We start from the raw sequence: 24,345 nt of genomic DNA, 5'->3' as shown, positions 1-24,345 counted from the left end.
CCCGTGGTGAATCCGCACCCAGCGCACCGGCACACCCAGCGCACCCGGCGCACCATCCGCACCCGGCGACCTCAGCCCTCTGCGGACTCCTCGGCGATCTCCGCGGTGACCGTCAGCTCGTTGGCGTTCTCGTCGGGGGAGAAGACCAGCTCGCCGACCACGTTGCCGCTGCGGCGCAGGTCGTCGGCGGCCTTCTGGGCGGCATCGAGCAGGGGGGACGGGCCGGTGACCTCGACCCGGGCCAGCGGGGCGCGCATCTTGACCTTCGCGGCCGACTTCGCGCCGCGGATCCCGGAGAGGGCGGCGGCCACGGCGTCGATCAGCGCGCCGTCGGAGGCGGCCGGGGAGCCGAGCTCGGTGACGGTCGGCCACGGCGCGCGGTGCACGGAGCCCTCCTGCCACCACGACCAGACCTCCTCGGTCACGTAGGGCAGGAAGGGAGCGAGCAGCCGCAGCTGGACCTGGAGGGCGAACGCGAGGGTGGCCTGGGCGGAGTCCGAGGCGTCACCGTCGCCGGCGTAGGCGCGCTCCTTGACCAGCTCGAGGTAGTCGTCGCAGAACTCCCAGAAGAACTTCTCGGTGACCTCGAGCGCGGTGGTGTAGTCGTACGCCTCGAACGCCTCGGTCGCCTTGCGGACCACGCCGGCGAGCCGGCCGAGCAGTGCGGTGTCGACGGGCTGGCTCACGCGCGCCGCGCTGAACTCGGTGGCTCCGACGCTGCCGAGGACGAACTTGGAGGCGTTGAGGACCTTCATCGCCAGCCGGCGGCCGACCTTCATCTGGGTCTCGTCGAAGGGTGAGTCGAGACCCGGCCGGGCGATCGCGGCACGCCAGCGGACGGCGTCGGCGCCGTACTTGGCGAGGATCTCGTCGGGGACGACGACATTGCCCTTGGACTTCGACATCTTCTTGCGGTCCGGGTCGACGATGAAGCCGGAGATCATCGCGTGCGACCAGGGCGCGGCGCCGTTCTCGAAGTGCGCGCGGACGACGCGGGAGAACAGCCAGGTCCGGATGATGTCGTGGGCCTGGGTGGCCAGGTCCATCGGGGGGTCGCCGATGAAGCCACCGGGCTTCCCGCGCTGCTCCTCGGTGTAGCCGCTCGGCGCCTGGGTCGAGGGGTCCACGGGCAGCTCCGCCTCGGTGGGCAGCAGGACCCGGCTGTAGTCGGGCTCGCCCTCCTCGTCGAGCGGGTACCAGACGGGGAAGGGGATCCCGAAGAAGCGCTGGCGGGAGATCAGCCAGTCGCCGTTGAGGCCGCCCACCCAGTTGTCGAAGCGGTGCTTCATGTGCGCCGGCAGCCACTCGATCTCGGCGCCGCGGTCGAGCATCTGCTTGCGGATCTCGGCGTCCCGGCCGCCGTTGCGGATGTACCACTGGCGGGTGGACACGATCTCGAGCGGCTTGTCGCCCTTCTCGTAGAAGTTCGCCATCCGCTGGGTCGGCTTCGGGTCGCCGTCGAGGTCGCCGGACTCCCTGAGCTTGGCGACCATCGCCTCGCGCGCGGAGTGCACGGTCTTGCCCTGCAGGTCCTCGTACGCCGCAGACGCGGCCTCGCTGGTGAGCCACGCGGGCGTCTCGCGGGTGAACCGCCCGTCGCGGCCGATGACGGTGCGCACGGGGAGCTGGAGCTCGCGCCACCACTGGACGTCGGTGAGGTCGCCGAAGGTGCAGCACATGGCGATGCCGGCGCCCTTGTCCGGCTCCGCGGCGGGGTGCGCGAGCACCGGGATCTCCACGCCGAAGACCGGAGAGGCGACCGTCGTCCCGAAGAGCTCCTGGTAGCGCTCGTCGTCGGGGTGCGCGATCAGTGCGACGGCGCTGGCGATCAGCTCCGGACGCGTCGTCTCGACGTACACCGGGCTCCCGTCGGGTCGGCGGTAGGCGACCCGGTGGTAGGCGCCCGCATAGTCCCGCGCCTCCAGCTCGGCCTGGGCGACCGCGGTCTGGAAGGTGACGTCCCACAGCGTGGGCGCCTCCTGCAGATACGCCTCACCGCGGGCCAGGTTGCGCAGGAAGGCGCGCTGGCTCGCGGTCTGCGCCTTCGCGCCGATCGTGGTGTAGGTGGTGTTCCAGTCGACGCTGAGGCCGAGGGTGCGCCACAGGTCCTCGAAGACCTTCTCGTCCTGCTCGACCAGCTCCTCGCACAGGGCGATGAAGTTGGGCCGGCTGATCGGGATCTGCCGCTTCGGGTCGGGCTTCTCCGGCGGGGTGAAGTCCGGGTCGTAGGGCAGCGACGGGTCGCAGCGCACGCCGTAGTAGTTCTGGACGCGCCGCTCGGTCGGGAGACCGTTGTCGTCCCAGCCCATCGGGTAGAAGACCGACTTGCCCTGCATCCGCTGGAAGCGCGCGATGAGGTCGGTGTGGGTGTAGGAGAAGACGTGGCCGACGTGCAGGCTGCCGCTCACGGTCGGCGGGGGCGTGTCGATCGCGTAGACGTTCTCGCGGGGCTGGGTGCGGTCGAAGCCGTAGGTGTCGGCCTCCTTCCAGCGCTGCGCCCACTTCTCCTCCAGGCCCTCCAGCGCGGGCTTGTCCGGTACGACGACGGCGCGGGTCGCGTCGCTCGTCGGGTCCGGGTTCTGCGTGCTGTCGGGCTGGGTCATGGTTCCAGCCTATTGCGACTCGACGTCGGGGCTTTAACCGGCAGTTACTCTCGGACGATGCGTCCGTTCCTGCGAACCATCACCACTCTTGCTGCCGGGGCCGCCCTCGCGCTCGCCGTACCCGTCTCGCAGCCGTCCGCATCCGCGACTCCGGCGGCGGCGCCCGCCGCGGGCCCCGAGAGCGTCACCCTCACCGGCAGCGGCTGGGGCCACGGCAAGGGGCTCTCGCAGTGGGGCGCCCGCGGCGCGGCCGGGCAGGGGCTGAGCGCGGCCCAGATCCTCGACTTCTACTACCCGGGCACCCAGACCGGACGTGGCGGCGGCTCGGTGAAGGTGCTGGTCACGGCCGACACCTCGAGCAACGTCGTCGTCCAGCACCGCCCCCGGCTCAAGGTCCGCAGCCTCGCCAACGGGCGGACCTGGAAGCTGGGCACGCGCGGCGCCAAGCGCTGGAAGCTCACCGCGCACCGCGGCGGCACGAAGCTGTCCGTCAAGACCAACCGGTGGCGCAAGGTCCGCATCCTCCCGGGGCAGGCCGAGTTCAAGGCCAAGGGCGGGGCGATCCGTCTCTACCTGCCCGGTGGCTCGGCGGAGTACCGCGGCAGGATCCGCTCCGTCGTCCCCGCCAGCGGCCAGGGCCGGGACACGGTCAACGTCGTGAGCGTGGAGAAGTACCTGCGGGGCGTCGTCCCCTCGGAGATGCCCGCCTCCTGGCATCCGCAGGCGGTCCAGGCGCAGGCCGTCGCGGCCCGCACCTACGCGATCTTCGAGCGCGACACCAACGACCGCGGCGTGTTCGACGTCTGGGACACCACCCAGTCGCAGGTCTACCGAGGGGTCGCGGCCGAGGAGCCGGCCGCGAACGCCGCGATCGCGGCGACGGCCGGCCAGATCCGGACGTACGGCGGCGCGCCGGCGTTCACGCAGTTCTCCTCGAGCAACGGGGGCTGGACGGCGCCGGGGAGCTTCCCCTACCAGGTCGCGAAGGCCGATCCCTACGAGGCCGGCTCGGGCAACCCGAACAACTCCTGGTCGGTGCAGCTGACCGACGACGCCATCGAGGCGCAGTTCCCCGGGATCGGGGACTTCGAGAGCCTCGAGATCACCAAGGACCCGGCCCAGGGCGGACGCGTCACGAAGGTGGTCGTCCACGGCACGACAGGGGACCCGGAGCTCACCGGCGACCAGTTCCGCGTCAGGTTCGGGCTGAGGTCGACGATGTTCGCGCAGACCGCCTGACGCCGGGGCCGCGACCGGCGCGCAGGAAGGTCCGCAGCAGCAGTCCCGCGACGAGCGCCCAGAACGCGGCGCCGATCCCGAGCACCGTCACGCCCGAGGCGGCCACGACGAGGGTGGCCGCGGCCGGCTCGCGCTCGGCCGGGTCGGCGAGCCCCTCGGCGAGTGCCGCGCCGAGCGTGCCGAGCAGGGCCAGGCCGGCAGCGGCCTGCATGACCCCGTCGGCGGCCGCGGCGACCAGGGTCGCGAGCGCGGTGCTGCCGACCGCGAGGACGAGATAGGCGACCGAGGCGCTGACCGCGGCGACCCACCGCCGGCGGGGGTCCGGGCCCGCGCCAGGCCCCGCCGCGAGCGCGGCGCTGATCGCGGCGAGGTTGATCGCGTGCCCGCCCGTCGGGGCACCGACGACGGTGCCGAGGCCGGTCACGGCGAGCGACTCGCGCCAGGGGACGCGGTACCCGAAGCCGCTCATCACGGCGACCCCGGGGACGTTCTGCGAGGCCATCGTGACGACGTACAGCGGAACGGCGATGCCGACGAGCGCCGAGAGCGACCAGGACGGCGTGGTCCAGGCCAGGTGCGGCGCGAGGTCGGCGACGTCGATGCGGGCCGTCGCCAGCACCGTGCCGAGGGCGACGAGCAGGGCACCCGGCACCGCCCAGCGCGGGGCGAGCCGCAACAGGACCAGCCAGGTGACGACGAGCGGCGCGACGGCGGCGGGGGAGTCGACCAGCGCGGTCACGGGAGCCAGGCAGAGCGGCAGCAGGACGCCGGCGAGCATGGCGCGGGCCAGGCTGTGGGGGATCGCCGCCACCAGGTCGCCGACGCGCGGGATGAGCGCGGTCAGCACGATGAGGACGCCCGTGGCGACGAACGCGCCGACCGCGGCCGACCAGCCACCGCTGACGCCCGCCGACGTCGCGAGCAGCGCGGCACCGGGCGTCGACCAGGCCAGCGTGACGGGGATGCGGTGGCGCACGGAGAGCCAGAGCATCCCCAGCGCCTGGGTGACCAGCAAGGTGGCCAGTCCCGAGGCGGCCTGGTCGGCGGTGGCGCCGACCGCGGTGAGGCCCGCGATCACCACGACGAACGAGCTGCTGAACCCGACGAGCGCCGTGACGACGCCCGCGACCACCGGACCGTGGGTACCCTCCTCGGACACGCCGCCTCCTCGCCGAACACCTCACGCACCTCGCGCGGCGTTCTGTTTACGGAACACTACCGGGAGAGAGCGGATGGCGCGAGCGGAGTCGGTCGCAGGCGGACCGGGGGCCGGCTCGCGCTCCGAGGTCGGCGCCCGCATCCGCGCGCTCCGCGAGGCGCGCGGGCTCTCGCTGTCGGCGCTGGCGGCGCAGGCCGGGATCGGGAAGGGCTCGCTGTCCGAGCTGGAGACCGGTCGCCGGAACCCGACGCTCGACACGCTGTACGCGGTGGCCACGCCGCTCGGCGTACCCCTGGCGGCCCTGCTCGACGACCACGACGGTGCGGCGGTCGGCGACGCGGGCGTCGTGGCCACGCGGGTGCGGGTCGTGCACGACGCCGAGCACACGACCGAGGTGTACCTGCTGCGCCTCGCGCCCGGCGTCGAGCGGCGCTCGCCCGCCCACCCGGCGGGCGTCGAGGAGCAGCTCGTGGTCCTCTCCGGCTCCGGGGTGGTCGAGCACGGCGACGGTCCGGTGCCGGTCGGACCGGGCGCGCACATCCGCTTCGCCGCCGACCGACCCCACGCCTACCGGGCGGACCCCGACGCGGCGCTCGAGGCCGTCAACGTGATCGTCACTCCTGCCCCACGAGTGTGAGCCTGGACGAGGAAACTCACGCTGGGACGATGAAGCTTCTTCGTCCAGGCGTGAGTTTCACCGGCCGGCCGGTGAAACTCGCGCCGGCGCCGCTCAGAACGGCGGCCGCCCCGTCCCGCTCACCCGGAACCGCCCCCACGGGTCGACGTCGGCGACCTTTCCGGCGGCCTCGCCGTGGGCGGTGCGCAGGCGCACCGTGGAGCCGCTGCGGACGGCGTCGAGGGCGGGGTCGACGGCGATCCGGCCGTACCAGTGGAAGTGACCGTCCAGCGGCTGGAAGGCGCCACGCAGCGTGACCGCGACGGGATGCTCGGTGTCGTCGACGACGAGGACCGCCGGGCCGTCGTAGGCCTCCTGCGGCTCGTGGGCCTCCGGCGCGGTCACGAGCGGCGCTCCGAGCGCAGGGGGGTGACCTCGTCGGTGCCCGCGTCGAGGCGGGACAGCTCGACTCCGCTCTCCGCGGCCGCGCCCGAGAGTGCGTGCCAGATGAAGTCGCTCAGGTACCGCGCGGCCGCGGCCCGCGACACGGTGTGCCGCTCGAGCCACCACTGCCCGACGGAGGTGCCCAGGCCGACCACGGCGTGTGCCCACGGCTCGGCCGCGCCCGCGTCGCCGCCGAGATGGCGCAGCGCGTCGCCGAGCAGCCGGGTCAGCTTCGCCGCGATCTGGTCCTTGCCCGCCGCGAGCGGGTCGGTGCCCCCGGCGGGGCGGCTGAGGAGGAGGAAGGCCTGGGGGTGCTCGGCCAGCGTGTCGAGGTACGCCGTGACGCCCGCGGTCACCCGGTCGCGCGCCGATGCCGGAGCGAGCACCGCGCTGAGGACCCGGGCCAGGACCAGGTCGGCCGCCCAGGCGCCCACGGCGGCATGCAGCTCGCTCTTGTCCGCGAAGTAGCGGTAGAGGACCGGCTTGCTCACTCCGGCCTCGGCGGCGATGTCGGCCACCGCCGCGTCGGGCCCGAGGGCGTCGATGGCGCGCACGGCCGCGAGGACGAACTCCTCGCGGCGCTCCGCGCGGTGCCGGTCCCAGCGGGTGGTGCGTCCGTCGCTCTTGACGTGGGGGGTCATGGCGGCAAGAGTACTCTTATCTGTTACCAACGGTAATACCTAGTCCCCCGGAGGAGATGCCGTGACCGTCGTGGACGACGCCCTGTCCGAGCGCCTGCTGCGCTCGACCGCCCGCCAGTCCTACGACCCCGAGGTCGACCTCGACTGGAGCGCGCCCCCCGTCCCCGGCCTGTGGTGGATGCAGCCGGAGCGGATGTCGCTCTACGGCACTGCGATGTGGCGCCGGCTCAGCGAGGAGCAGCGGATCACCCTGTCCATGCACGAGGTGGCCAGCATCGCCAGCGTCGGCATCTGGTTCGAGATCGTGCTGATGCAGATCCTGCTGCGCGACGCGTACCGGGCCGATCCCACCTCCGCGCGCACGCAGTTCGCGCTGACCGAGGTCGGCGACGAGACCCGGCACACCGTGATGTTCGGCCGGGCGATCGGCGCGATGGGCGTGCCGGCGTACGGCCCGCGACCGACGCCGCACCGGCTGGCCCGGCTGGGCCCGCTGGCGCTGCGCGGCGCCAGTGCCTACGCCGGCATCCTCATCGGCGAGGAGCCGGTCGACCGCTGGCAGCGCGAGATGATGCGCGACGAGCGGATCCAGCCGCTGACCCGGATGGTCGCGCGGATCCATGTGACCGAGGAGGCGCGGCACGTGACCTTCGCCCGCGACGAGCTGGCCAAGGCCGTGCGCGGACTCGGTCGGACGGCCCGGCGCTGGCACCAGGCGATGACCGCCCAGGTCGCGTACGTCACCATGCGCTCCCTGGTCCACCCCGACGTGTACGCCGCCGTCGGGCTCGACCCGCAGGAGGCGCGCCGCCAGGCGCTCGGCAACGAGGCCTACCGCGAGACCATCGCCTGGATGGGCGAGAAGGTCGTGCCGGTCCTGCAGGAGAACGGCATGGTGTCCGAGCGCGACCGGAAGGTCTGGCGGGCCTCCTTCCTCATGCGCTGACGCGGGTCCGCCACCACGCGACCGTCTCGCGGATCGCGGCGTCGAACGGCGTCGCCTTGAGCCCGAGCCGCTCCTCGCTCCGGCTCGAGTCCACCACGAACGGTGCCGTGAACTGGTAGCTCATCTCGGCCAGCTCGCGGGTGTCGCGGTGCACGAGGCCGATCGTCCGCAGCAGGCCGGCGGGGAGGGTGCCGAGCCGGGGGAGCGGGGCGTCCGCTGCTGCCGCGAACGCGGTGGCCAGCTCGCGCTGGGTCAGGGCCGGGCCCGTCGGTGCGTGCAGGAACGAGCCGTGCAGCGCGGGGTCGGCCGCGGCGCGGATCATCGCGGCGGCCAGGTCGGGCACGTAGGTGAAGGAGTGCGGCTGGTCCAGGCTGCCGACGACGCGCAGGGTGCGGCCGGAGAGGATCGCCGTGGCCAGCCGCTCGCCCGCGTGGGAGGTCAGCACCCGGGGCCCGAAGAAGTCCGACGCGGCGACGCTGACGGTCGGTGTGGTCGACGCCGCCCGCGCCCGGAGGAGCTCGGCCCGGATCCCCGGCTTGCCGCCGGACGCGGTGCGGGGCAGGTCCTCGGTGATCGGGCCGGACACCGGGCCGTAGGCATAGAGGCTCTCGGGAAAGACGACGACGCAGCCCGCGCGGCCCGCCGCGTCGAGCAGGGCCCGCTCGGCGGGGATCAGCTCGGCGCGCCAGGTCGCGGCGTCGTACCGCGAGGCGTGGACGCAGTGGTGGACCGCGGCCGCGCCCTCGAGCAGGGCGTCGAGCGCGCCCGGCGCGGTGACGTCGGCGCGGCGCCGCTCGACCAAGGGGTGCTCCGGGCCGCTGCCCGAGCGGGTGACCAGGAGGACGCGCTCGCCCTGGTCGGCGAGCTGGAGGGCGACGGTGCTGCCGACGGGGCCGGCTCCGGTGACGACGTGGTGGCTCATGGGGGGTTCCTCTCTCGGATGACGTAAGCGAGAGCGGTGCTCTCTTTTTCGAGGATGCCCGCCCGCGCCCGCAAAAGCAAGAGCACTGCTCGCTTTTGCGGCAACTGTTCACATCTGTGCGATGATGCGGGCATGGCCACCACTCCGCGGGCACGCGCCCGGGCGCAGACGATGGAGGACATCACCCGGATCGGGCGCCAGCACCTCGCCCAGTACGGCGCTGCCGCCTTGTCGCTGCGCGCGGTCGCCCGCGATCTCGGGGTGGTCTCCTCGGCGGTCTACCGGTACGTGAAGAGCCGCGACGACCTGCTCACCCTGCTGGTCGTGGACGGCTACGACGAGATGGCGGACGCGGTCGCGTCGGCACTGCGTCAGCCCGCGGTGGCCGGGGGAAGCCACCGGGACCGGTTCTTGACGCTCGGCAGAGCGGTCCGGGCCTGGGCGCTCGCCGAGCCGGCCACCTATGCCCTGCTGTACGGCGCCCCCGTGCCGGGCTACCAGGCGCCGGCGGAGCGGACGACCGGGCCGGGAACGCGGGTGGCGCGCATGCTCCTCGAGATCGCCGCCGCCGCCCTCGCCGACGGCTCGCTGGCCGTCCGGGAGCCGGCCGCCCCGGTGCCGCCGACCCTGGTCGCCGGCTTCGACGACGTGCGCGAGCAGTTCGGCATCGACGTCCCGGACGAGGTCCTCGCCGTCGGCGTACTGGCGTGGGCAGGGATGTTCGGCTGCATCAGCTTCGAGGTGTTCGGTCAGTACGGTCCCGGCGCGTTCGGCGACCCGGCGGCGCTCTTCGAGCACCACCTGGCCACCCTCGCCGCGGACCTCGGGCTCAGCGGATGAAGCGCTGCCGCGCGGCGACCACCTCGGCGTAGCGCCGTGGGTCCAGGGCGGCGCCGACCCGGCGGACCTGCGCCGGGTCGAGGACGAGCAGCCGGTTGAGCCGGACCTCGCTCGGCCGGCCGCGCGGGTCCCACCCTCCCGTGCCGAGGTCCATCCAGTACCTGCCGGCGGCGGCCTCCTGGGCCTCGTCGCGGTCGTGGTCCTTGCTCGTCATCACCAGGCAGTGGAGGACCTCGCGGCCGTCGGCCGCCTCCTCGGTGCCGATCACCAGGACCGGGCGGTCCTTGCCCTGGCTCGGGTCGTCCTCGTAGGGCACCCAGGCCCAGACCACCTCACCCGGGTCCGGGCGGTCGTCCGCCACGGGCGCGTACGAGCCGTCGGGCCGGCCGCTCACGAGCGCACTCCTCGCTCGAGGAACTGGGCGACGAGCCCCGGCGTCGCGGCCTCCGCGAGCTCGATCGCGCTGGCGACGGGAACGTCGGGCACCACGATCCGCCCCCTGCCGCCGGCGGTCGTCGCGGCGAGGGTGACGAGCCCCGCGCGGCGCTGGAACCAGGTCGCCCGCTGGTTCCAGCCGATCACGTGGGACGCCGCCAGTGCGTCCCTGGCGCGCAGCACCGATCCCGAGCGCATGACGACGTGGCCGTCCACGAAGGCGTGCCCGAGCGCGGTCGCGCGGTCCCGGGCCAGCCCGAGGGCGACGGCCAGGGGAAGCACGAGGGTCACCAGCAGCGCGAGGGGCGCGCCCGCCGCGACGAGGGCGACGACCAGTGCGGCGACGGGGAGCGCGCCCACCAGGGCCCGGGTGTAGCGGCGCTGCGTTGCCGCGCGGCCGTGGGGGAGCAGCGGCCCGGTGACCGGGGCGCTGGTGCCGACGACGGCGGAGGCGACGTCGTACCCGACGGCGCGCGGCGCGGGCGGCAGCAGGACCGCCGAGCTGGACTGCGTGCCGCTCAGGCCGGTCACGATCGCGCGGACCCGCCGGCCCTGGGCCAGGCGCAGGGCTGCGGGCTCGCCGAGGGTGACCCCGGCCAGGCGGGCGACGTCGATGCTGGTCTCGCGCCGGGTGAGCAGGCCGCGCCGCACGTGCCAGGCGCCGCCGTACCGGGACACCGCGAAGCCGCCGTTGGTCACCAGGTAGCCGCCGACCGCGAGGGCGGTGACCAGGAGGACGGCACCCCCGACCACGACCGCCACGAAGGCCCGGTCGATCGCGGCGATGTCGTCCTCGCTCACCCGGATCTCGACCGACTCCGCCAGCTGGAGCACGACGCCGACGAGGGCGCCGAGGCCGACCAGTGCGGTGCCGCTGAAGGGCGCGTACCACAGCCAGCGGGCGGCGAAGCGGGCGACGACCTGCTCCGCCGCAGCCTCGGCGTCCACCGACGGCGCCGTCCCGGGCGCGGCCGAGCGGAGCAGAGCGCCGCGCAGCCGGGCGGCCTCCTCCCTCGGCAGGGCGTCCAGCTCCAGCCGCTCGTCACTGTCGTTGACGACGCTGCCGGTGCCGATCACCACCGTCGCCAGCCCGAGCACGCGGTGGATCGGCGAGGCGGTCAGGTCGACGGTGCGGACCCGGTCGACCGGCGTGGCGAGGGTGTGGCGCTGGAGCAGGCCGCGCTGGAGCTCGACCCGCCCGCCGGCGATCCGGTAGGTCGTCGTGAGATAGCGGACCACGCCGAGGCCGACCGGCAGGAAGACGCCGAAGAGCGCCCAGGGGCCGGCGCCCGAGGCGCTGCCGGCGACCAGCAGTCCGAGGAGGACCGGCAGGAACTTGGCGACCTCCTTGACCGGGTGGACCAGGAGCATCCGGGGGTCGAGCCGCTGCCACGGCACGACCCCGCCCGGAGGCACGGGAGGCGCCGGAGGCGCGGGAGGCGGGACGGGCAGGCTCACGTGGCGTCGCCCTCGACCAGGTCGGCCTTGCGGGTCAGCTCGTCGACGAGGGCGAGCGCGACCGGGCGGTCGAGGCCCTCGATCTGCAGCGGCCCCGCCGCCGAGGCCGTGGTGACGGTCACCGTCGCGAGCCCGAACAGGCGGGCGAGCGGGCCCTGGGCGAAGTCGACGGTCTGCACGCGCGACATCGGCGCGATCCTGCGCTCGCGCGCCCACCACCCACGCTGGGTGTAGACCGCGTCGGCGGAGACCTCCCAGCGGTGCACCCGATAGCGCCACTGCGGTACGACGACGGCCACCGCGGCGCACGCCAGGACCTCGACCGCGACCAGCCACCAGCGCAGCCGGTCCGGTCCCGCCAGGACCGCCGCTACCCCCAGCCCGATCGCCACCACCAGCGCCGAGACGCCGGTCTCGACGTGCCACAGGAGGCGGGCCCGGGGGCTGACCCGGTGGGCGGGATCGCGCAGCTGGCTCACGGCGGTGAGCCTACGGGGGTCGGGGTCGCGTGCCGGGCGCTCAGCCGCGGGCGATCCTCTGGGACAGGCGGAGGTCCTGGCCACGGAGGCCGCGACGCAGCCCGTCGTCGGCCGTCCACCGCTCGCCCCGCAGCTGGCCGACGCCGACGCCCGCACGGATCCACTCGGGGGAGCCGATGCACGAGGTCGGGATGGTGAGGGTGGTGACCTTGCCGCCGAGGTCCGCGACGAACCCCGGGCAGTCGATGTCCTCCATGTCCTGGGCCACGCCCTGGTAGGTCGTCCCGAAGAGCTTCATGTAGGAGGCCTCGTACGCGCCGGCGGGGGTCCGCAGCGTCACGGTGACGAAGACCTTCTTGCGCGGCAGCGCGCCACGGGTGCGGATGCGGACCGTGACGGCGTCGACGCTGTGGCTGATCCGCACGTTGCGGATGTCGGTGCGCCGCTCGCCGGGCGCGGGCCGTCCGGTCTCGGACTCCGTGCCGCCGGTGCGGACGTCGCCCGCCGGGTCGGTGTGGACCAGCTCGGCGGCGGAGGCGAGGGACGGGGCGGCGACCAGACCCGCAGTGCAGGCGAGGACCGTGGCGGCGCGGACGAGGGCGCGGGGCAGGGGGCTCATGGGCGCCATCTTGGGCCATCGGGGTGCGTCGCGGCGCAGAAACCCCGGAGCCCGTGGTTAACAAACATTAACCTCCTGGCCTAGGATGGCCCCATGACCCAGTTCGAGCTGTCGCGCGAGCACGAGGAGTTCCGCCGTACCGTCCGGGACTTCGCCGAGGCCACCATCCGCCCGCACGTGGCGGAGTGGGACAAGGCCCACCACTTCCCGACCGACGTGGTCCAGAAGATGGGGGAGCTGGGGCTCTTCGGCCTGACCGCGCCGGAGGAGTACGGCGGCGCCGGCCTCGAGGCCGCCGACGGCCCGTTCACCTCGCTGTGCCTGGCGATCGAGGAGCTGGGCCGCGTCGACCAGTCCCTCGGCGTGACGCTGGAGGCGGGGGTCGGCCTCGGCATCAACCCGATCCTCACCTACGGCACGGACGAGCAGAAGAAGACCTGGCTGCCCGACCTGGTCTCCGGCCAGCGGCTCGCCGGCTTCGGGCTCACCGAGCCGGGTGCGGGCTCCGACGCCGGCGCCACCAAGACCCGCGCCGAGCTCGACAACGGCGAGTGGGTGATCAACGGCAACAAGCAGTTCATCACGAACTCCGGCTCCGACATCACCAGCCTGGTGACCGTCACCGCCCGCACCGGTGTCACGGCGTCGGGGAAGCCGGAGATCTCCGCGATCATCGTGCCCGCGGGCACCCCGGGCTTCGTCGCCGAGCCCAGCTACGACAAGCTCGGCTGGCACATCTCCGACACGCACCCGCTCTCGTTCACCGACTGCCGGGTGCCGGAGCACAACCTGGTGGGGGAGCGGGGCCGCGGGTACGCGCAGTTCCTGGCCATCCTCGACGACGGCCGGGTCGCCATCGCCGCACTCGCCGTCGGCCTGATCCAGGCCTGCGTCGACCTGTGCGTGGAGTACTCCCTCGACCGGCAGACCATGGGCGGCCCGATCGGGCGCAAGCAGGGCGTGGCCTTCCAGATCGCCGACCTCGAGGTCATGCTGCACGCCTCCCGGATGCTCACCTATCGCGCGGCCGCGATGAAGGACGCGATGGACGGCGGGCGGGGCCCGTCGATGAGGGAGTTCAAGCAGGCGGCGTCCGTCGCGAAGCTCTACGCCAGCGAGTCCGCCGTGACCGCCACCCGGATCGCCACGCAGGTCTTCGGCGGCTACGGGTTCATGGAGGAGTACCCGGTCGCGCGCTTCTACCGCGACGCCAAGATCCTCGAGATCGGCGAGGGCACCTCCGAGGTGCAGCGGATGCTCATCGCTCGGGGCCTCGGTCTGCCCGTCGAGTAGCGAGCAGCGCCGCGTCGGCGAGCCTGGTCAGCGCGCCCAGAGCTCGGTCCACCGGTGCCCGAGCTCGCGGACCATCCCCCGCAGCAGCGGCAGGCTGACCCCGACGACGTTGTGGTGGTCGCCGTCGATGCTCGTGACGAAGGCGCCACCGAGGCCGTCGACGGTGAAGGCGCCGGCGACGTGCAGCGGCTCTCCGGTCGCGACGTACGCCGCGATCTCCTCGTCGCTCACGTCGGCGAAGTGGACCACCGTGGACGCCGTCGCGGCGACCTGGTGGCCGGTGGCGCGGTCGTGCAGGCAGTGGCCGGTGCGCAGCACGCCGGACCGGCCGCGCATGGCCTGCCAGCGCCGCACCGCCTCGTCCGCGTCCGCCGGCTTGCCGAGCGCTGCGCCGTCCAGGTCCAGCACCGAGTCGCAGCCGAGCACGAGCGCATCGGCGGGCACCTCGTCGCGTCCGGCCACCGCGCCGCACTTGAGCTCGGCCAGGCGCAGCGCGAGCTCGGCCGGCGGCAGCTCGCCGAGCTGGGACTCGTCGACGCCGGACACGACGACCACCGGGTCGAGGCCGGCGCCGCGCAGGGTCGCGAGACGGGCGGGCGAGGCGGAGGCGAGCACGAAGGTCGGCACGCCGTCACCCTAACGAGGCGCCGGGCTCAGCCCACGACACGCGCCAGCTGGACCGCGGCGTCGACCACCGCCGCGCCGAGGTCGGCGACCTCCCCGACCTCGAAGACCGAGACGCCCACGCTCATCGAGGCGCCGACGCGCGAGGCCGGGACGGGCGCAGAGACGCCGTGCACCGAGGGGACGATCTCGGAGTAGCTGACGGCGTACCCGCGGGACCGGGCGACGCGCACCTCCTCGCGCTCGCCGGGGCGGGCGGGCTGGCCGGCGAGGATCGCCATGCCCGCCGAGCCCCGGTCGATGGCATCGAGCTGGCCGGGGCGGAAGGCCACGTGCGCCGAGGCGTTGCGCGGCTCGACGACGACGAGCGCGCGGACGTGACCGGCGTCCTCCTGCACCACGAGGTGCGCGGTCGCGCTGACGCGGTCGGCCAGGTCCTCCAGCAGCGGCAGGGCCGCCGCGCGCAGGTCGCGCTCCACCGGCTCGGCGAGGGGGACCAGCCCGGTGCCGAGATGGAACCGCTTGGCCCGGTCGCGGCGGAGCAGCCGGTGCGCCTCGAGCGTGCGCAGCAGCCGGTGCGCCACCGTGCGGTGCACGCCGACGGCATCGGCGATCTCGGTGATCGTCATGCCGCCGCCGTGGGCGCTCAGCACCTCCAGCACCCGCAGGCCGGCGTGGAGGGTCTTCGACATGGACGCGTCGAGGACGACCTCGTCTGCCTCGCTCATGCGCCTCATTGTGTCCGCCTCCATCGCCGCGGCGTGCTCCGGGTCACGTCCGGGCTTGACCCCGGGACTGTGACGTGCTTAACCTCATGCCCGGTTATAGCACTAATAGTGCGAATAACGCACATCTGGAAGGAGGAGCGGTGACCGAGGTCTCGGACGAGGTGGTCGTCTCCGTGACGCGCCTCTACGCGCGGCAGTCCCGGCTCATCGACGAGGGCGACGCTCCCGGCTGGGCCGCGACCTTCGCCGACGACGGCGTCTTCGACTCGCCGTCGTACCCGGCTCCCGCCGTCGGGACCGCGGCGCTGACGGCGTTCGCGGCGGACTTCCACGCCGGGTGCGTCGCCGGCCGGACCCGGCTGCGCCATGTCGTGACGAACGTCGACGTGCTCCCCGGCCCGGACCCCGACCGGGTCCGCGCACGGGCGTACCTGCAGATCGTCGCCACCCCCGAGGGGGAGGCCAGCCGCCTGGTCCGCCTGACCACGCTCGCCGACGACCTCGTGCGCACGGACGGCGCCTGGCGGGTCGCCCACCGGCGCGTCCGCCGCGACGACACCCAGCCCCCCGACCACCCCGACCACCCCGACCACCCCGAGCAGCCCGAGCAGCCCGCCGACCAGCAAGGAGCCAGCGCATGACCCCGACCGCCACCGCCGACCACCCCGGACGCGTCCAGGGGGCACCGATGGTCGTCGACCACCCCGACCTGCGCGGCAAGGTCGCCGTCATCACCGGCGCCGGGCGCGGCATGGGTGCGCGCTTCGCGGCCGCCCTCGCCGCTCGGGGCGTGCAGGTGGTCGGCGCCGACCTCGACGCCGCCCTGATGAGCGCCACGGCGGAGGAGCTCGCCGCCGAGAACGCCGGTCTCGCCGGCGCCGGCCAGGTCGTGAGCACCGCCGTCGACGTCCGGGACCGCGACGCCCAGCAGCGCGTCGCGGAGCTCGCCGTCGAGCGCTTCGGCCGGGTCGACCTGTGGATCAACAACGCCGGGATCTTCCCGGAGGCCCCCGCCGCGGACATCCCGGTCAGCCAGATCCAGGCGACGCTCGCGATCAACGTCGAAGGAGTCCTGTACGGCGCCCAGGCGGCCGCCTCGGTCATGGCCGAGGGCGGCTCCATCGTCAACATGGCGTCGGTCGCGGCCGTGCGGGTGCGCCGCGGCCGGGCGGCGTACTGCTCGTCGAAGGCGGCGGTGGCCCACCTCACCGAGTGCCTCGCCGTCGAGTACGGCGACCTCGGCATCCGGGTCAACGCGATCGCGCCCGGCTTCGTGGACACCGAGATGACCCGCTGGGTCCAGGACGACCCGCCGGCCCTGGCCCGGGCGCTCGACAGCATCCCGCTGCACCGGCTCGGTTCGCCCGAGGAGATCGTCGGGCCGATGCTGTTCCTGCTCTCCGACAGCGCTCGCTACGTGACGGGCCACATCCTCGCGGTGGACGGCGGGTCGCGGCATGTCTGACCGCGTCGTCCTGGTCACCGGCGCCGCCGGCGGGATGGGCGCCGGCCACGCCCGGGCCCTCGCCGCCGACGGCTGGTCGGTCGTGCTGGCCGACGTGGCCGACTGCGCGCCGGTCGTCGCCGAGATCCGCGCCGCCGGGGGCACCGCGCGCGCCCACCGGCTCGACGTCACCGAGCCGGGGGAGTGGGCCGCGCTCGTGGCGACGGTCCGCGCCGAGCACGGCGCCCTGCACGGGCTGGTCAACAACGCGGGCATCTCGCGACGGCTGCGCTTCCTCGACACCGGGCACGACGTATGGCGCCAGGTGATGGCGGTCAACGTCGACGGCCCGTTCTACGGGATCCAGGCCTGCGCGCCGCTGATGCGCGACGCGGGCGGCGGGTCGGTCGTCAACATCTCCTCGATCGCCGGCCAGATCGGCTACTTCTCCCCGTCCTACTCCACCTCCAAGTGGGCCCTGCGGGGACTGACGAAGTCAGCCGCGGGCGAGCTCGCGGGATGGGGGATCCGGGTCAACTCGGTGCACCCCGGTCTGGTGGAGACGCCGCTGCTCGCGGGCTCGGACGGCTTCGTCGACTCCGCCGTGGCGAGCATCCCGTTCGGCCGGGTGGGCCGGCCCGAGGAGGTCACCGGAGTGGTCGCCTTCCTGCTGGGCGAGGCGTCGTCGTACATGACGGGGGCCGAGCTCACCGTCGACGGCGGCCTGGTCTCGAACGGGACCTACCACCGGATCCTCACCGAGATGGAGGGAGGGCTCTGATGGTGGCCGAGCAGGACTACGACGTGGTCGTCGTCGGTGGGGGCGGCGCCGGACTGGCCGCCGCCACCTCGGCGGCCGAGCGCGGCCGGAGCGTCCTCCTCCTCGAGTCCGAGGGCGAGCTCGGCGGCTCCACCCAGCTCTCCGCCGGCATGTTCACCGCCGCGGGCACGAGCGTGCAGAAGGCCCTGGGCATCGAGGACTCCGTCGAGCGCTTCTTCCAGCACTACATGGACCTCAACCAGTGGCTGCTCAAGCCCGGCCTGGTCCGCCGCTTCTGCGAGCTCACCGCGCCGACGCTCGAGTGGCTCCTCGACCTCGGCGTCGAGGTGCCCGCCCGGGTCTCGCACGACGCGCACACCCCGGGGCTCACCCGGGCCGGTGTGGAGGACGTGTGGCGCGCCCACGTCCCCAAGGACCAGGGCTACGGGCTGGTGCAGGTCCTGGACCGGGCGCGCCGCGCGCGCGGCGTCGAGGCGGTGCTGCACACCCGGGTCGAGCGCCTGCTCCTCGACGACGAGCGCGTCGCCGGAGTCGTCGCCGACGGTGTCGAGCTGCGCGCCGGCGCGGTCGTGGTCGCCTCGGGTGGCCTCGCCCAGGACGCCGCGCTCGTCGAGCGCTGGTTCCCCGACGCGCTGCGCGCCGGCGAGTCCCTGTTCGTCGTCGCCGCGCCCGGCTCGCGCGGCGACCACCTCGCCTTCGGCCGCCAGGTCGACGCCGCGGTGGCGGGCGAGGGCTGGGGACTCCTGCTCCCCACCGCGCAGTTCGTCCGCTCCCACCACTGGCAGGCGGGCTTCCCGCCCGTCTCCCGGGTCCACGTCAACGACCACGGCCGTCGGTTCATGGACGAGGACGCGTCGTACGCCGTGTCCGGGGGCCTGATCGACGCCCAGGGCGGACCGGCGTGGATGGTCTTCGACGAGGCCGCGCGCCGCGCGCTGCCGGAGGGCTATGCCGACTGGACGCCGGGCCGCGTCGAGGAGCTGGTCGGCGAGGGCGCCGTCCTGCGCGCCGACGACCTCGCGTCGCTGGCCGCGCGGATGGACGTGCCCGCGGACCGGCTCGTCGCCACCGTCGAGCGGTGGAACGACCAGCTGCCCCACGGCAGCGACCCCGACTTCCAGCGCGACCAGACGCTGGCGGCGAAGGGGGCGACCCAGCCCCCGGCCCCCATCGCGAGCCCGCCCTTCCACGCCACCCGCGTGCTTCCGGCGGAGCTCGTCTGCACCCACGCCGGCCTCGAGATCGACGCGAGCGCCGCCGTCCTGGACGAGCGGGGCCGGCCGATCCCGGGCCTGTTCGCCGCGGGGGAGGCCGGCGGCGGCGTCCTCGGCAACCGGTACGTCGGCGGCGGCAACGCCGTCGCCAACGCCCTCACCATGGGCCGCCTGGCCGGCCAGAACGCCGCCTCCGCCAGCTGAGCCCCGCTGATCTCGGCAGCAGTACCATCCCACCCATCGGATCCCTGGAGTCCCTATGTCCACCAGCATCCCCGCGGCCCGCTCGGGAGCGACCGTGAACGGCGCGACCGTCCTGCGGAAGGTGCAGCGCTCCGTGCTGCCGGCCGCCTTCCTGCTCTACATGTTCAACTACATGGACCGTGCGGCGATCGGCTACGCCCAGCTGCAGATGTCCACCGACCTCGGCATCAGCCTGGCGACCTACGGCACCATCGCCGCGATCTTCTTCGTGGCCTACACGGTGCTGGAGGTGCCCAGCAACATCATCATGAAGAAGGTCGGCGCGCGGATCTGGCTGGCCCGGATCGCCATCTCGTGGGGCATCATCACGATGCTCACCGGGTTCGTGCAGAACACCACCCAGCTCTACATCGCCCGGATCGCGCTCGGCGTCGCCGAGGCCGGCCTGTTCCCGGGCCTGCTGCTCTACATGACCTTCTGGTTCCGCTCGCAGGACCGCAGTCGCGGCATCGCCGGGTTCTCCCTGGCCCAGCCGGTCGCCCTGCTCATCGGCAGCGCGAGCGCCGGGGTCATCCTCGACCACGTCGACTGGTTCGGCCTCGCCGGCTGGCAGTGGGTGTTCATCCTCCAGGGCCTGCCGCCCGTGCTCCTCGGCGTCTGGGCCCTGGTCTACCTCGCCGACCGTCCGAGCAAGGCGCGGTGGCTCACCAAGGAGGAGTCGGACTGGCTCGAGGGTGAGATCAGCAGCGAGTACGACGTCGAGGACGACGGCCACATGGAGATCTCCCTGGACGCGGTCAAGGACCCGAAGATCCTCTACCTGGCCTTCATCAACCTGCTCTACGCCGTCGGCCTCTACGGCATGACCTTCTTCCTCCCGCAGATCGTCGCCCAGCTCAACCCCGACTACTCCTCGACCAACATCGGGCTCGTCGGCGCGATCCCCTACGTGTGCGGCGCCGTCGCGATGCTCCTGGTCGCCCGCTACTCCGACCTCCTGGGGAGCCGGAAGCCGATCGTGATGACCACCCTCGCGGTCGCCGTCACCGGCCTGGTCGTCACGATGGTGTTCAAGGAGACCCCGGCGCTCGGCATGATCGGCCTGTGTCTGCTCGCGATCGGCGTCTTCTCCTATCTCGGGCCGTTCTGGGCGCTGGCGTCCGAGGCGCTCACCCGCTCCCAGACCGCGGTCGGTCTGGCGACGATCAACGCCATCGCCGCTGCCGGCGGGTTCTTCGGGCCCTTCGTGATCGGCAAGACCGCCGCCGCGGACGACGTGATCTTCAGCCTCACCTTCCCCGCCGCCTGCATGAGCCTCGCGATCGTGCTGCTCATCTGGGTGAAGCCGGCCACGGGCACGCCCGCCGCCGTCACCGAGACGATCTGAGGGGCGCGAGGACCGCGCCGCGGCGCGAAGCCCCCGCCGGACCGGCGGGGGCTTCGTCGTCCCGGGTCAGCCCAGCGCCGCCGTGATCGTGGCGACCGCGCGGCGTACCGGCTCGACGGCGGAGGTGAGCAGGGCCGGCCGGGAGGTGACGACGTTGACCGCGGCCAGCACGTGCCAGCCGGGCAGGGGAGCGGCGATGCCGTAGGCCCCCGGGTTGAGCTCGGCCTCGGTCGTCACGTGGCCGGCCGCGCGCACGGCGGCCACCCGGGCCGGCTCGCCCGCCCGCGGCGGTCCGGACGCGAGCGCGGCGAGGCCGCCGGCGCCCCGGTCGAGGGGGTCGCGGTTGCCCAGCCGGTAGGAGAAGCGCGGCCCGTCCGTCGGCGGCTCCGCGACCACGGTGGTCACCGCGGCGTCGCCGCTGACCTCGACCAGGCTGGCCGTGGCGTCGATCTCCAGGGCCAGCTGGTGCAGCACCGGCTCGGCCACGTCGCGCAGGCGGGGGCGGCTGTGCTCGGCGAGGTCGGCGGTCGCGGGACCGACGGTGTAGCGGCCCTCCTCGTCGCGCGCCGCGAAGCCGGTGCGGTGCAGCGAAACCAGCAGCCGGTAGGTGATCGAACGGTGCAGCCCGCAGGCCGCCGCCGCCTCGGCGACGGTCAGCCCCTCGGGGTGCCGGCCCAGCTCGAGCAGCACGGCCAGGCCGCGCTCGAGGGTCTGCGAGCCGGAGTCGGACACCTGTGCACCTCTCGTGGTCCTGCTGCTGGTCGCGCCGATGGTCAGACGGTCGGCAGGATCGTCCCACGGACCTCGCCGAGGCCGATCCGCCCCCGCGCGCCGGGCGCGGTGTAGCGCAGCACCACCTCGTCGCCGTCCTCGAGGAAGGTGCGCTCCGCGCCGCCGGCGCGGAAGGGCTCGCGACCGCCCCAGGACAGCTCGAGGAAGGAGCCGCGCTGGTCCTTCTCGGGGCCGCTGATGGTGCCCGAGGCGTAGAAGTCGCCGACCCGCAACGAGGCTCCGTTGACGGTGAGGTGCGCGAGCATCTGCGCGGGGGACCAGTACATCGTGCGGTACGGCGGGCGCGCGACGACCGTGCCGTTCAGCTCGACCTCGACCTCGATGTCGTAGCCGGAGGGGCTCTCCTCCTGCAGATAGGGCAGCACCGGGACGTCCTGGCCGGGCAGCGGCACCCGGGCCGGCTCGAGCGCCGCGAGCGGCGTGACCCAGGCGCTGATCGAGGTCGCGAACGACTTGGCGAGGTTGGGGCCGAGCGGGACGTACTCCCACGCCTGGATGTCGCGCGCCGACCAGTCGTTGACGCCGGTGACGCCGAAGACGGTCTCGGCGAACTCGCCCGTGCCCACCCGGGTGCCGAGCGGCACGGAGCGGCCGACGACGAAGCCCAGCTCGGCCTCGATGTCGAGCCGGCGGCTCGGGCCGTACGTGGGCGCCGTCTCGTCGGGCGCCTTGCGCTGTCCCGCCGGCCGGCGCACGGGCGTGCCGGAGACGACGATCGAGCCGGCGCGGCCGTGGTAGCCGACCGGGAGGTGCTTCCAGTTGGGCAGCAGCGCGTCGCCGTCGGGGCGGAAGATCCGGCCGACATTGGTGGCGTGGTGCTCGGAGGCGTAGTAGTCGACGTAGTCGGCGACCGCGAACGGCAGCAGGCAGGTGACCTCGTCCACCGGGAGCAGGCGCACCCGGTTCTGGTGGGTGGGGTCGGTGAGCAGGTCGACCACCCACGCGCGGACCTCGGCCCACGTCGTCGCGCCGGCCGCGAGCAGCGGGTTGAGGGCGGGGACGTCGAGCAGGGGGGTCCACGCGGGCCGCAGCTCGCGGGCAGCCGCGCCGAGGTCGAGCACCCGGTCGCCGATGCGCACCCCGATCCGGCCGGGCCCGTCCCCGCTGCCGGTGGTGACCACGGCGTAGGGGAGGTTGTCGACGTCGTACAGGCTGCCGGCGGCGCCCTGCACCCAGGTCTGCTGGTCGGTCATCGGGGGGACTCCTCGGTGGGCTCGGGGCTGGGAACGTGGCTGGAGACGGGATCGACGAGGCCGAGGGCGACGAGGTCGGCGTAGGGCTCGGCGACGCTGCACGAGCCGTAGGACGTGAACGCCCCTCGGGCCGCGGCGGCCTCCGGGGAGGTGCGCACGGCCTCGGCGAGCCGTGCGGCGTCGCGCTCGGCGAGGGTCGCCACGAGTTGCGCGTGGCTCGCGCCGGCGATCGCCTGTCCGGTCGCGACCAGGATGTTCAGATAGCCGTGATGCTCGAATCCGGTCTCCCGGCCGGTGTGGCGCACCGCGTGGTGCAGTCCCGCCGTGCACTTGAACGCGATCCCGCGGCCGACCGCGCCGGCGATCCAGGTCGCCACCTCGTCCTCGGTCGGGAATGCGGCGGCCTCGGTGCCGCCGGTGCGGAACTTCAGGCGCAGCTGGTGCTCCGCGACGGCGTCGAGCGTCTCGGCCCAGGCGGGCTCGCTCGGGCGCGGCGCCTCGACGTACGCGGGCACGCCGGGTGCGTCGGTCGCGATCGTCGCGACCTGCTCGGCGGCGCTCCCGGCCCCGCCCAGCTTCACCTCGACGCCGGCGAGCAGCACCCCGGCGGCCTCGGCGCGGGCGCCGAGCCCGCGCAGCTCCTCGGGCGCCGGTACGACGACGGTCACCGCGATGCCCGCGGCGTCCAGGCCGCCGAGCTGGTCGAGCCGAGCGGTGTCCACGACGAGCGGGCCGACCAGCTCGGCGTACGGGCGCGCGGGGTGGGCGCGGTGGGCGCGCACGGCCTCGGGCAGCGGGGCCAGGCCCGGCGGGAAGATCGCGGCGTCGTCGACGAGGCGCTGGAAGGGCAGGGGGATGGACACGCGCTCACTGTAGCGACTACCGTTCGGAATGAGAACAGGCAATGTTCGGATATCGAACGATCGCGAGCAGAAGTCCCGGAGGGTGGCGATGGCGTACTACCGGCAGGTCGGCGAGGTCCCGCAGAAGCGGCACACCCAGTTCCGCGGCCCGGACGGCCGGCTCTACTACGAGGAGCTGATGGGCGAGGAGGGCTTCTCCTCCGACTCCTCGCTGCTCTACCACCGCGGCGTCCCGTCCGCGATCACCTCCGCGGAGCCCTGGGAGCTGCCCGACCAGGCGCGCGTGCCCAACCATCCGCTGAAGCCGCGCCACCTCAAGCTGCACGACCTCCGCACCGGCACCGACGCCGTCACCGACAGGCGGCTCGTGCTCGGCAACGCGGACGTGCGCATCTCCTATGTCGTCACCGGCGGCGCCGACGCCGGCCCGTCGCCGCTCTACCGCAACGCCATCGGGGACGAGTGCGTGTACGTCGAGTCCGGCTCCGGCACGGTCGAGACCGTCTTCGGCGTGCTGCCCTATCGAGCCGGTGACTACGTCCTCCTGCCGCGCGCCACCACCCACCGCTGGGTGCCCGCCGAGCCCTCGCGCCTCTACGCCATCGAGGCCAACAGCCACATCGCCCCGCCCAAGCGCTATCTCTCGCGCTACGGCCAGCTTCTCGAGCACGCGCCGTACTGCGAGCGCGACCTGCACGGGCCGACCGAGGTCCACCTCGCCGACCAGGGCGCCGGGGAGGGTGGCACCGACGTGGAGGTGCTGGTCAAGCATCGGGTCGGCGGCCAGGTGGTCGGCACCCGCTACACCTACGCGACGCACCCCTTCGACGTCGTCGGCTGGGACGGGTGCCTGTACCCCTACACCTTCAACATCGACGACTACATGCCGATCACCGGCAAGATCCACCAGCCCCCGCCGGTGCACCAGGTCTTCGAGGGCCACAACTTCGTGATCTGCAACTTCCTCCCGCGCAAGGTCGACTACCACCCGCTCGCCGTGCCGGTGCCCTACTACCACTCCAACGTCGACTCCGACGAGGTGATGTTCTACGTCGCCGGGGACTACGAGGCCCGCAAGGGCTCGGGCATCGGGTTGGGCTCGATCTCGCTGCACCCCGGCGGACACGCCCACGGCCCGCAGCCGCAGGCCATCGAGGCGTCCCTGGGCGCGGAGTACTTCGAGGAGTCCGCGGTCATGGTCGACACCTTCGCGCCCCTCGACCTCGGCGAGGGCGCACTCGCGTGCGAGGACCCGGAGTACGCCTGGACCTGGGCACGCGCACTCGACTGACCCCGCCCGTTGAGTCGTCGGTTCTGACCCGTCGAGTCGTCGGTTCTGACCCGGTGAGTGGTCGGTTCTGACCTGTCGAGTGGTCGGTTCTGGCCTGCGGGGGTGGTGCTGTGTGCCTTCCGGGTTTGCT

General features: G+C 73.7%; 25 protein-coding genes. 11 read left to right on the top strand and 14 right to left on the bottom strand.

Translation table 11 applies throughout. The annotated features are described in order from the left end of the window. Positions 1 to 71: 71 nt before the first annotated feature. A complete protein-coding gene (gene valS, locus ACJ5H2_RS15910) occupies positions 72 to 2,603 on the bottom strand; it encodes a valine--tRNA ligase (protein WP_408896396.1) in 2,532 nt (843 codons plus the stop codon). 57 nt (positions 2,604 to 2,660) lie between these two features. On the opposite strand from valS, the gene ACJ5H2_RS15905 reads away from it, so the two are divergent. Next, a complete protein-coding gene (locus tag ACJ5H2_RS15905) occupies positions 2,661 to 3,842 on the top strand; it encodes a SpoIID/LytB domain-containing protein (protein WP_408896395.1) in 1,182 nt (393 codons plus the stop codon). Here ACJ5H2_RS15905 and ACJ5H2_RS15900 read toward each other — a convergent pair. After that, complete coding sequence (locus ACJ5H2_RS15900) at positions 3,799 to 5,001, bottom strand: benzoate/H(+) symporter BenE family transporter (RefSeq protein WP_408896394.1); 1,203 nt, start codon at positions 4,999 to 5,001, stop codon at positions 3,799 to 3,801. The genes ACJ5H2_RS15905 and ACJ5H2_RS15900 overlap by 44 nt on opposite strands. 73 nt (positions 5,002 to 5,074) lie before the next feature. Here ACJ5H2_RS15900 and ACJ5H2_RS15895 point away from each other — a divergent pair, with 73 nt between their 5' ends. Next, complete coding sequence (locus tag ACJ5H2_RS15895; protein WP_408896393.1) at positions 5,075 to 5,638, top strand: helix-turn-helix domain-containing protein; 564 nt, start codon at positions 5,075 to 5,077, stop codon at positions 5,636 to 5,638. Between the two features lie 93 nt (positions 5,639 to 5,731). Here ACJ5H2_RS15895 and ACJ5H2_RS15890 read toward each other — a convergent pair whose 3' ends face one another. Together ACJ5H2_RS15890 and ACJ5H2_RS15885 are read right to left on the bottom strand one after the other, a co-directional pair. Next, a complete protein-coding gene (locus ACJ5H2_RS15890) occupies positions 5,732 to 6,022 on the bottom strand; it encodes a DUF4873 domain-containing protein (RefSeq protein ID WP_408896392.1) in 291 nt (96 codons plus the stop codon). Next, a complete protein-coding gene (locus tag ACJ5H2_RS15885; protein ID WP_408896391.1) occupies positions 6,019 to 6,702 on the bottom strand; it encodes a TetR family transcriptional regulator in 684 nt (227 codons plus the stop codon). Before ACJ5H2_RS15885 ends, ACJ5H2_RS15890 begins: the two co-directional genes overlap by 4 nt. Positions 6,703 to 6,763: 61 nt before the next feature. Between ACJ5H2_RS15885 and ACJ5H2_RS15880 the strand changes: the two genes are divergently transcribed. Continuing rightward, on the top strand, positions 6,764 to 7,648 hold the full coding sequence (locus ACJ5H2_RS15880; protein ID WP_408896390.1) for an AurF N-oxygenase family protein: 885 nt from the start codon (positions 6,764 to 6,766) through the stop codon (positions 7,646 to 7,648). Here ACJ5H2_RS15880 and ACJ5H2_RS15875 read toward each other — a convergent pair. Then, entirely contained in the window at positions 7,638 to 8,570 is a 933-nt protein-coding gene (locus ACJ5H2_RS15875; protein WP_408896389.1) for an NAD-dependent epimerase/dehydratase family protein, read from the bottom strand. The genes ACJ5H2_RS15880 and ACJ5H2_RS15875 overlap by 11 nt on opposite strands. A 132-nt stretch (positions 8,571 to 8,702) precedes the next feature. Here ACJ5H2_RS15875 and ACJ5H2_RS15870 point away from each other — a divergent pair, with 132 nt between their 5' ends. Next, the gene (locus ACJ5H2_RS15870; RefSeq protein WP_408896388.1) at positions 8,703 to 9,410 is read left to right on the top strand and encodes a TetR/AcrR family transcriptional regulator; all 708 of its coding nucleotides are present in this window, start codon (positions 8,703 to 8,705) and stop codon (positions 9,408 to 9,410) included. Here the strand turns inward: ACJ5H2_RS15870 and ACJ5H2_RS15865 are convergent. The 4 genes from ACJ5H2_RS15865 to ACJ5H2_RS15850 are packed head-to-tail and all read right to left on the bottom strand — an operon-like array spanning position 9,400 to position 12,401. Then, on the bottom strand, positions 9,400 to 9,804 hold the full coding sequence (locus ACJ5H2_RS15865; protein WP_408896387.1) for a type II toxin-antitoxin system PemK/MazF family toxin: 405 nt from the start codon (positions 9,802 to 9,804) through the stop codon (positions 9,400 to 9,402). The two genes, ACJ5H2_RS15870 and ACJ5H2_RS15865, sit on opposite strands and share 11 nt — an antisense overlap. After that, entirely contained in the window at positions 9,801 to 11,303 is a 1,503-nt protein-coding gene (locus tag ACJ5H2_RS15860; RefSeq protein WP_408896386.1) for a PH domain-containing protein, read from the bottom strand. Before ACJ5H2_RS15860 ends, ACJ5H2_RS15865 begins: the two co-directional genes overlap by 4 nt. Next, positions 11,300 to 11,782: a PH domain-containing protein gene (locus ACJ5H2_RS15855; protein ID WP_408896385.1), complete on the bottom strand. Its 483-nt coding sequence runs from the start codon at positions 11,780 to 11,782 to the stop codon at positions 11,300 to 11,302. The genes ACJ5H2_RS15860 and ACJ5H2_RS15855 overlap by 4 nt, the downstream gene beginning before the upstream one ends. 40 nt (positions 11,783 to 11,822) lie before the next feature. Then, entirely contained in the window at positions 11,823 to 12,401 is a 579-nt protein-coding gene (locus tag ACJ5H2_RS15850; protein ID WP_408896384.1) for a hypothetical protein, read from the bottom strand. Positions 12,402 to 12,494: 93 nt separating this feature from the next. Here ACJ5H2_RS15850 and ACJ5H2_RS15845 point away from each other — a divergent pair, with 93 nt between their 5' ends. Beyond that, on the top strand, positions 12,495 to 13,694 hold the full coding sequence (locus tag ACJ5H2_RS15845; protein ID WP_408896383.1) for an acyl-CoA dehydrogenase family protein: 1,200 nt from the start codon (positions 12,495 to 12,497) through the stop codon (positions 13,692 to 13,694). Positions 13,695 to 13,721: 27 nt separating this feature from the next. Here ACJ5H2_RS15845 and ACJ5H2_RS15840 read toward each other — a convergent pair whose 3' ends face one another. Beyond that, a complete protein-coding gene (locus tag ACJ5H2_RS15840; RefSeq protein WP_408896382.1) occupies positions 13,722 to 14,321 on the bottom strand; it encodes a Maf family protein in 600 nt (199 codons plus the stop codon). A gap of 26 nt (positions 14,322 to 14,347) precedes the next feature. Next, positions 14,348 to 15,046 (bottom strand): IclR family transcriptional regulator, encoded by a 699-nt coding sequence (locus tag ACJ5H2_RS15835; RefSeq protein ID WP_408896381.1) that lies wholly within the window; start codon positions 15,044 to 15,046, stop codon positions 14,348 to 14,350. A gap of 140 nt (positions 15,047 to 15,186) precedes the next feature. Here ACJ5H2_RS15835 and ACJ5H2_RS15830 point away from each other — a divergent pair, with 140 nt between their 5' ends. From ACJ5H2_RS15830 to ACJ5H2_RS15810, 5 genes are read left to right on the top strand one after another with little or no spacing between them, the layout of a single operon-like run. Then, positions 15,187 to 15,687 (top strand): nuclear transport factor 2 family protein, encoded by a 501-nt coding sequence (locus tag ACJ5H2_RS15830; protein WP_408896380.1) that lies wholly within the window; start codon positions 15,187 to 15,189, stop codon positions 15,685 to 15,687. Further along, entirely contained in the window at positions 15,684 to 16,511 is an 828-nt protein-coding gene (locus ACJ5H2_RS15825; RefSeq protein WP_408896379.1) for an SDR family NAD(P)-dependent oxidoreductase, read from the top strand. Before ACJ5H2_RS15830 ends, ACJ5H2_RS15825 begins: the two co-directional genes overlap by 4 nt. Further along, positions 16,504 to 17,271 carry an SDR family NAD(P)-dependent oxidoreductase gene (locus ACJ5H2_RS15820; RefSeq protein ID WP_408896378.1) on the top strand — a complete coding sequence of 256 codons (768 nt, stop codon included), beginning with the start codon at positions 16,504 to 16,506 and terminating at the stop codon, positions 17,269 to 17,271. Before ACJ5H2_RS15825 ends, ACJ5H2_RS15820 begins: the two co-directional genes overlap by 8 nt. Continuing rightward, the gene (locus tag ACJ5H2_RS15815; RefSeq protein WP_408896377.1) at positions 17,271 to 18,689 is read left to right on the top strand and encodes an FAD-dependent oxidoreductase; all 1,419 of its coding nucleotides are present in this window, start codon (positions 17,271 to 17,273) and stop codon (positions 18,687 to 18,689) included. The genes ACJ5H2_RS15820 and ACJ5H2_RS15815 overlap by 1 nt, the downstream gene beginning before the upstream one ends. Before the next feature lie 55 nt (positions 18,690 to 18,744). After that, positions 18,745 to 20,076, top strand: coding sequence for an MFS transporter (locus ACJ5H2_RS15810; protein WP_408896376.1), 1,332 nt, complete (start codon positions 18,745 to 18,747; stop codon positions 20,074 to 20,076). 66 nt (positions 20,077 to 20,142) lie between these two features. On the opposite strand, the gene ACJ5H2_RS15805 is transcribed toward ACJ5H2_RS15810, so the two are convergent. From ACJ5H2_RS15805 to ACJ5H2_RS15795, 3 genes are read right to left on the bottom strand one after another with little or no spacing between them, the layout of a single operon-like run. Then, entirely contained in the window at positions 20,143 to 20,808 is a 666-nt protein-coding gene (locus ACJ5H2_RS15805; RefSeq protein WP_408896375.1) for an IclR family transcriptional regulator, read from the bottom strand. Positions 20,809 to 20,849: 41 nt separating this feature from the next. Beyond that, positions 20,850 to 22,061 carry a fumarylacetoacetase gene (fahA, locus tag ACJ5H2_RS15800; protein WP_408896374.1) on the bottom strand — a complete coding sequence of 404 codons (1,212 nt, stop codon included), beginning with the start codon at positions 22,059 to 22,061 and terminating at the stop codon, positions 20,850 to 20,852. Further along, a complete protein-coding gene (locus ACJ5H2_RS15795) occupies positions 22,058 to 22,924 on the bottom strand; it encodes a hypothetical protein (protein ID WP_408896373.1) in 867 nt (288 codons plus the stop codon). The genes fahA and ACJ5H2_RS15795 overlap by 4 nt, the downstream gene beginning before the upstream one ends. Positions 22,925 to 23,012: 88 nt before the next feature. Between ACJ5H2_RS15795 and ACJ5H2_RS15790 the strand changes: the two genes are divergently transcribed. Further along, entirely contained in the window at positions 23,013 to 24,215 is a 1,203-nt protein-coding gene (locus ACJ5H2_RS15790) for a homogentisate 1,2-dioxygenase (protein ID WP_408896372.1), read from the top strand. The last annotated feature ends 130 nt before the right edge of the window (positions 24,216 to 24,345 follow it).

The organism is Nocardioides pymetrozini (assembly GCF_046058985.1).
Classification (GTDB): Bacteria; Actinomycetota; Actinomycetes; order Propionibacteriales; family Nocardioidaceae; genus Nocardioides.
Note: the sequence above shows the minus strand (reverse complement) of the source record. Positions and strands in the feature narration are given on the sequence as shown.

What these genes read in the sequence shown, in the direction of transcription:
- ACJ5H2_RS15790 (WP_408896372.1), top strand. Translation starts at nt 23,013, where the DNA reads ATGGCGTACTACCGGCAGGTCGGCGAGGTCCCGCAGAAGCGGCACACC.
- ACJ5H2_RS15825 (WP_408896379.1), top strand. Translation starts at nt 15,684, where the DNA reads ATGACCCCGACCGCCACCGCCGACCACCCCGGACGCGTCCAGGGGGCA.
- valS (WP_408896396.1), bottom strand. Translation starts at nt 2,603, where the DNA reads ATGACCCAGCCCGACAGCACGCAGAACCCGGACCCGACGAGCGACGCG.
- ACJ5H2_RS15870 (WP_408896388.1), top strand. Translation starts at nt 8,703, where the DNA reads ATGGCCACCACTCCGCGGGCACGCGCCCGGGCGCAGACGATGGAGGAC.
- ACJ5H2_RS15905 (WP_408896395.1), top strand. Translation starts at nt 2,661, where the DNA reads ATGCGTCCGTTCCTGCGAACCATCACCACTCTTGCTGCCGGGGCCGCC.
- fahA (WP_408896374.1), bottom strand. Translation starts at nt 22,061, where the DNA reads ATGACCGACCAGCAGACCTGGGTGCAGGGCGCCGCCGGCAGCCTGTAC.
- ACJ5H2_RS15820 (WP_408896378.1), top strand. Translation starts at nt 16,504, where the DNA reads ATGTCTGACCGCGTCGTCCTGGTCACCGGCGCCGCCGGCGGGATGGGC.
- ACJ5H2_RS15810 (WP_408896376.1), top strand. Translation starts at nt 18,745, where the DNA reads ATGTCCACCAGCATCCCCGCGGCCCGCTCGGGAGCGACCGTGAACGGC.
- ACJ5H2_RS15835 (WP_408896381.1), bottom strand. Translation starts at nt 15,046, where the DNA reads ATGAGCGAGGCAGACGAGGTCGTCCTCGACGCGTCCATGTCGAAGACC.
- ACJ5H2_RS15815 (WP_408896377.1), top strand. Translation starts at nt 17,271, where the DNA reads ATGGTGGCCGAGCAGGACTACGACGTGGTCGTCGTCGGTGGGGGCGGC.
- ACJ5H2_RS15875 (WP_408896389.1), bottom strand. Translation starts at nt 8,570, where the DNA reads ATGAGCCACCACGTCGTCACCGGAGCCGGCCCCGTCGGCAGCACCGTC.
- ACJ5H2_RS15845 (WP_408896383.1), top strand. Translation starts at nt 12,495, where the DNA reads ATGACCCAGTTCGAGCTGTCGCGCGAGCACGAGGAGTTCCGCCGTACC.
- ACJ5H2_RS15850 (WP_408896384.1), bottom strand. Translation starts at nt 12,401, where the DNA reads ATGAGCCCCCTGCCCCGCGCCCTCGTCCGCGCCGCCACGGTCCTCGCC.
- ACJ5H2_RS15895 (WP_408896393.1), top strand. Translation starts at nt 5,075, where the DNA reads ATGGCGCGAGCGGAGTCGGTCGCAGGCGGACCGGGGGCCGGCTCGCGC.
- ACJ5H2_RS15885 (WP_408896391.1), bottom strand. Translation starts at nt 6,702, where the DNA reads ATGACCCCCCACGTCAAGAGCGACGGACGCACCACCCGCTGGGACCGG.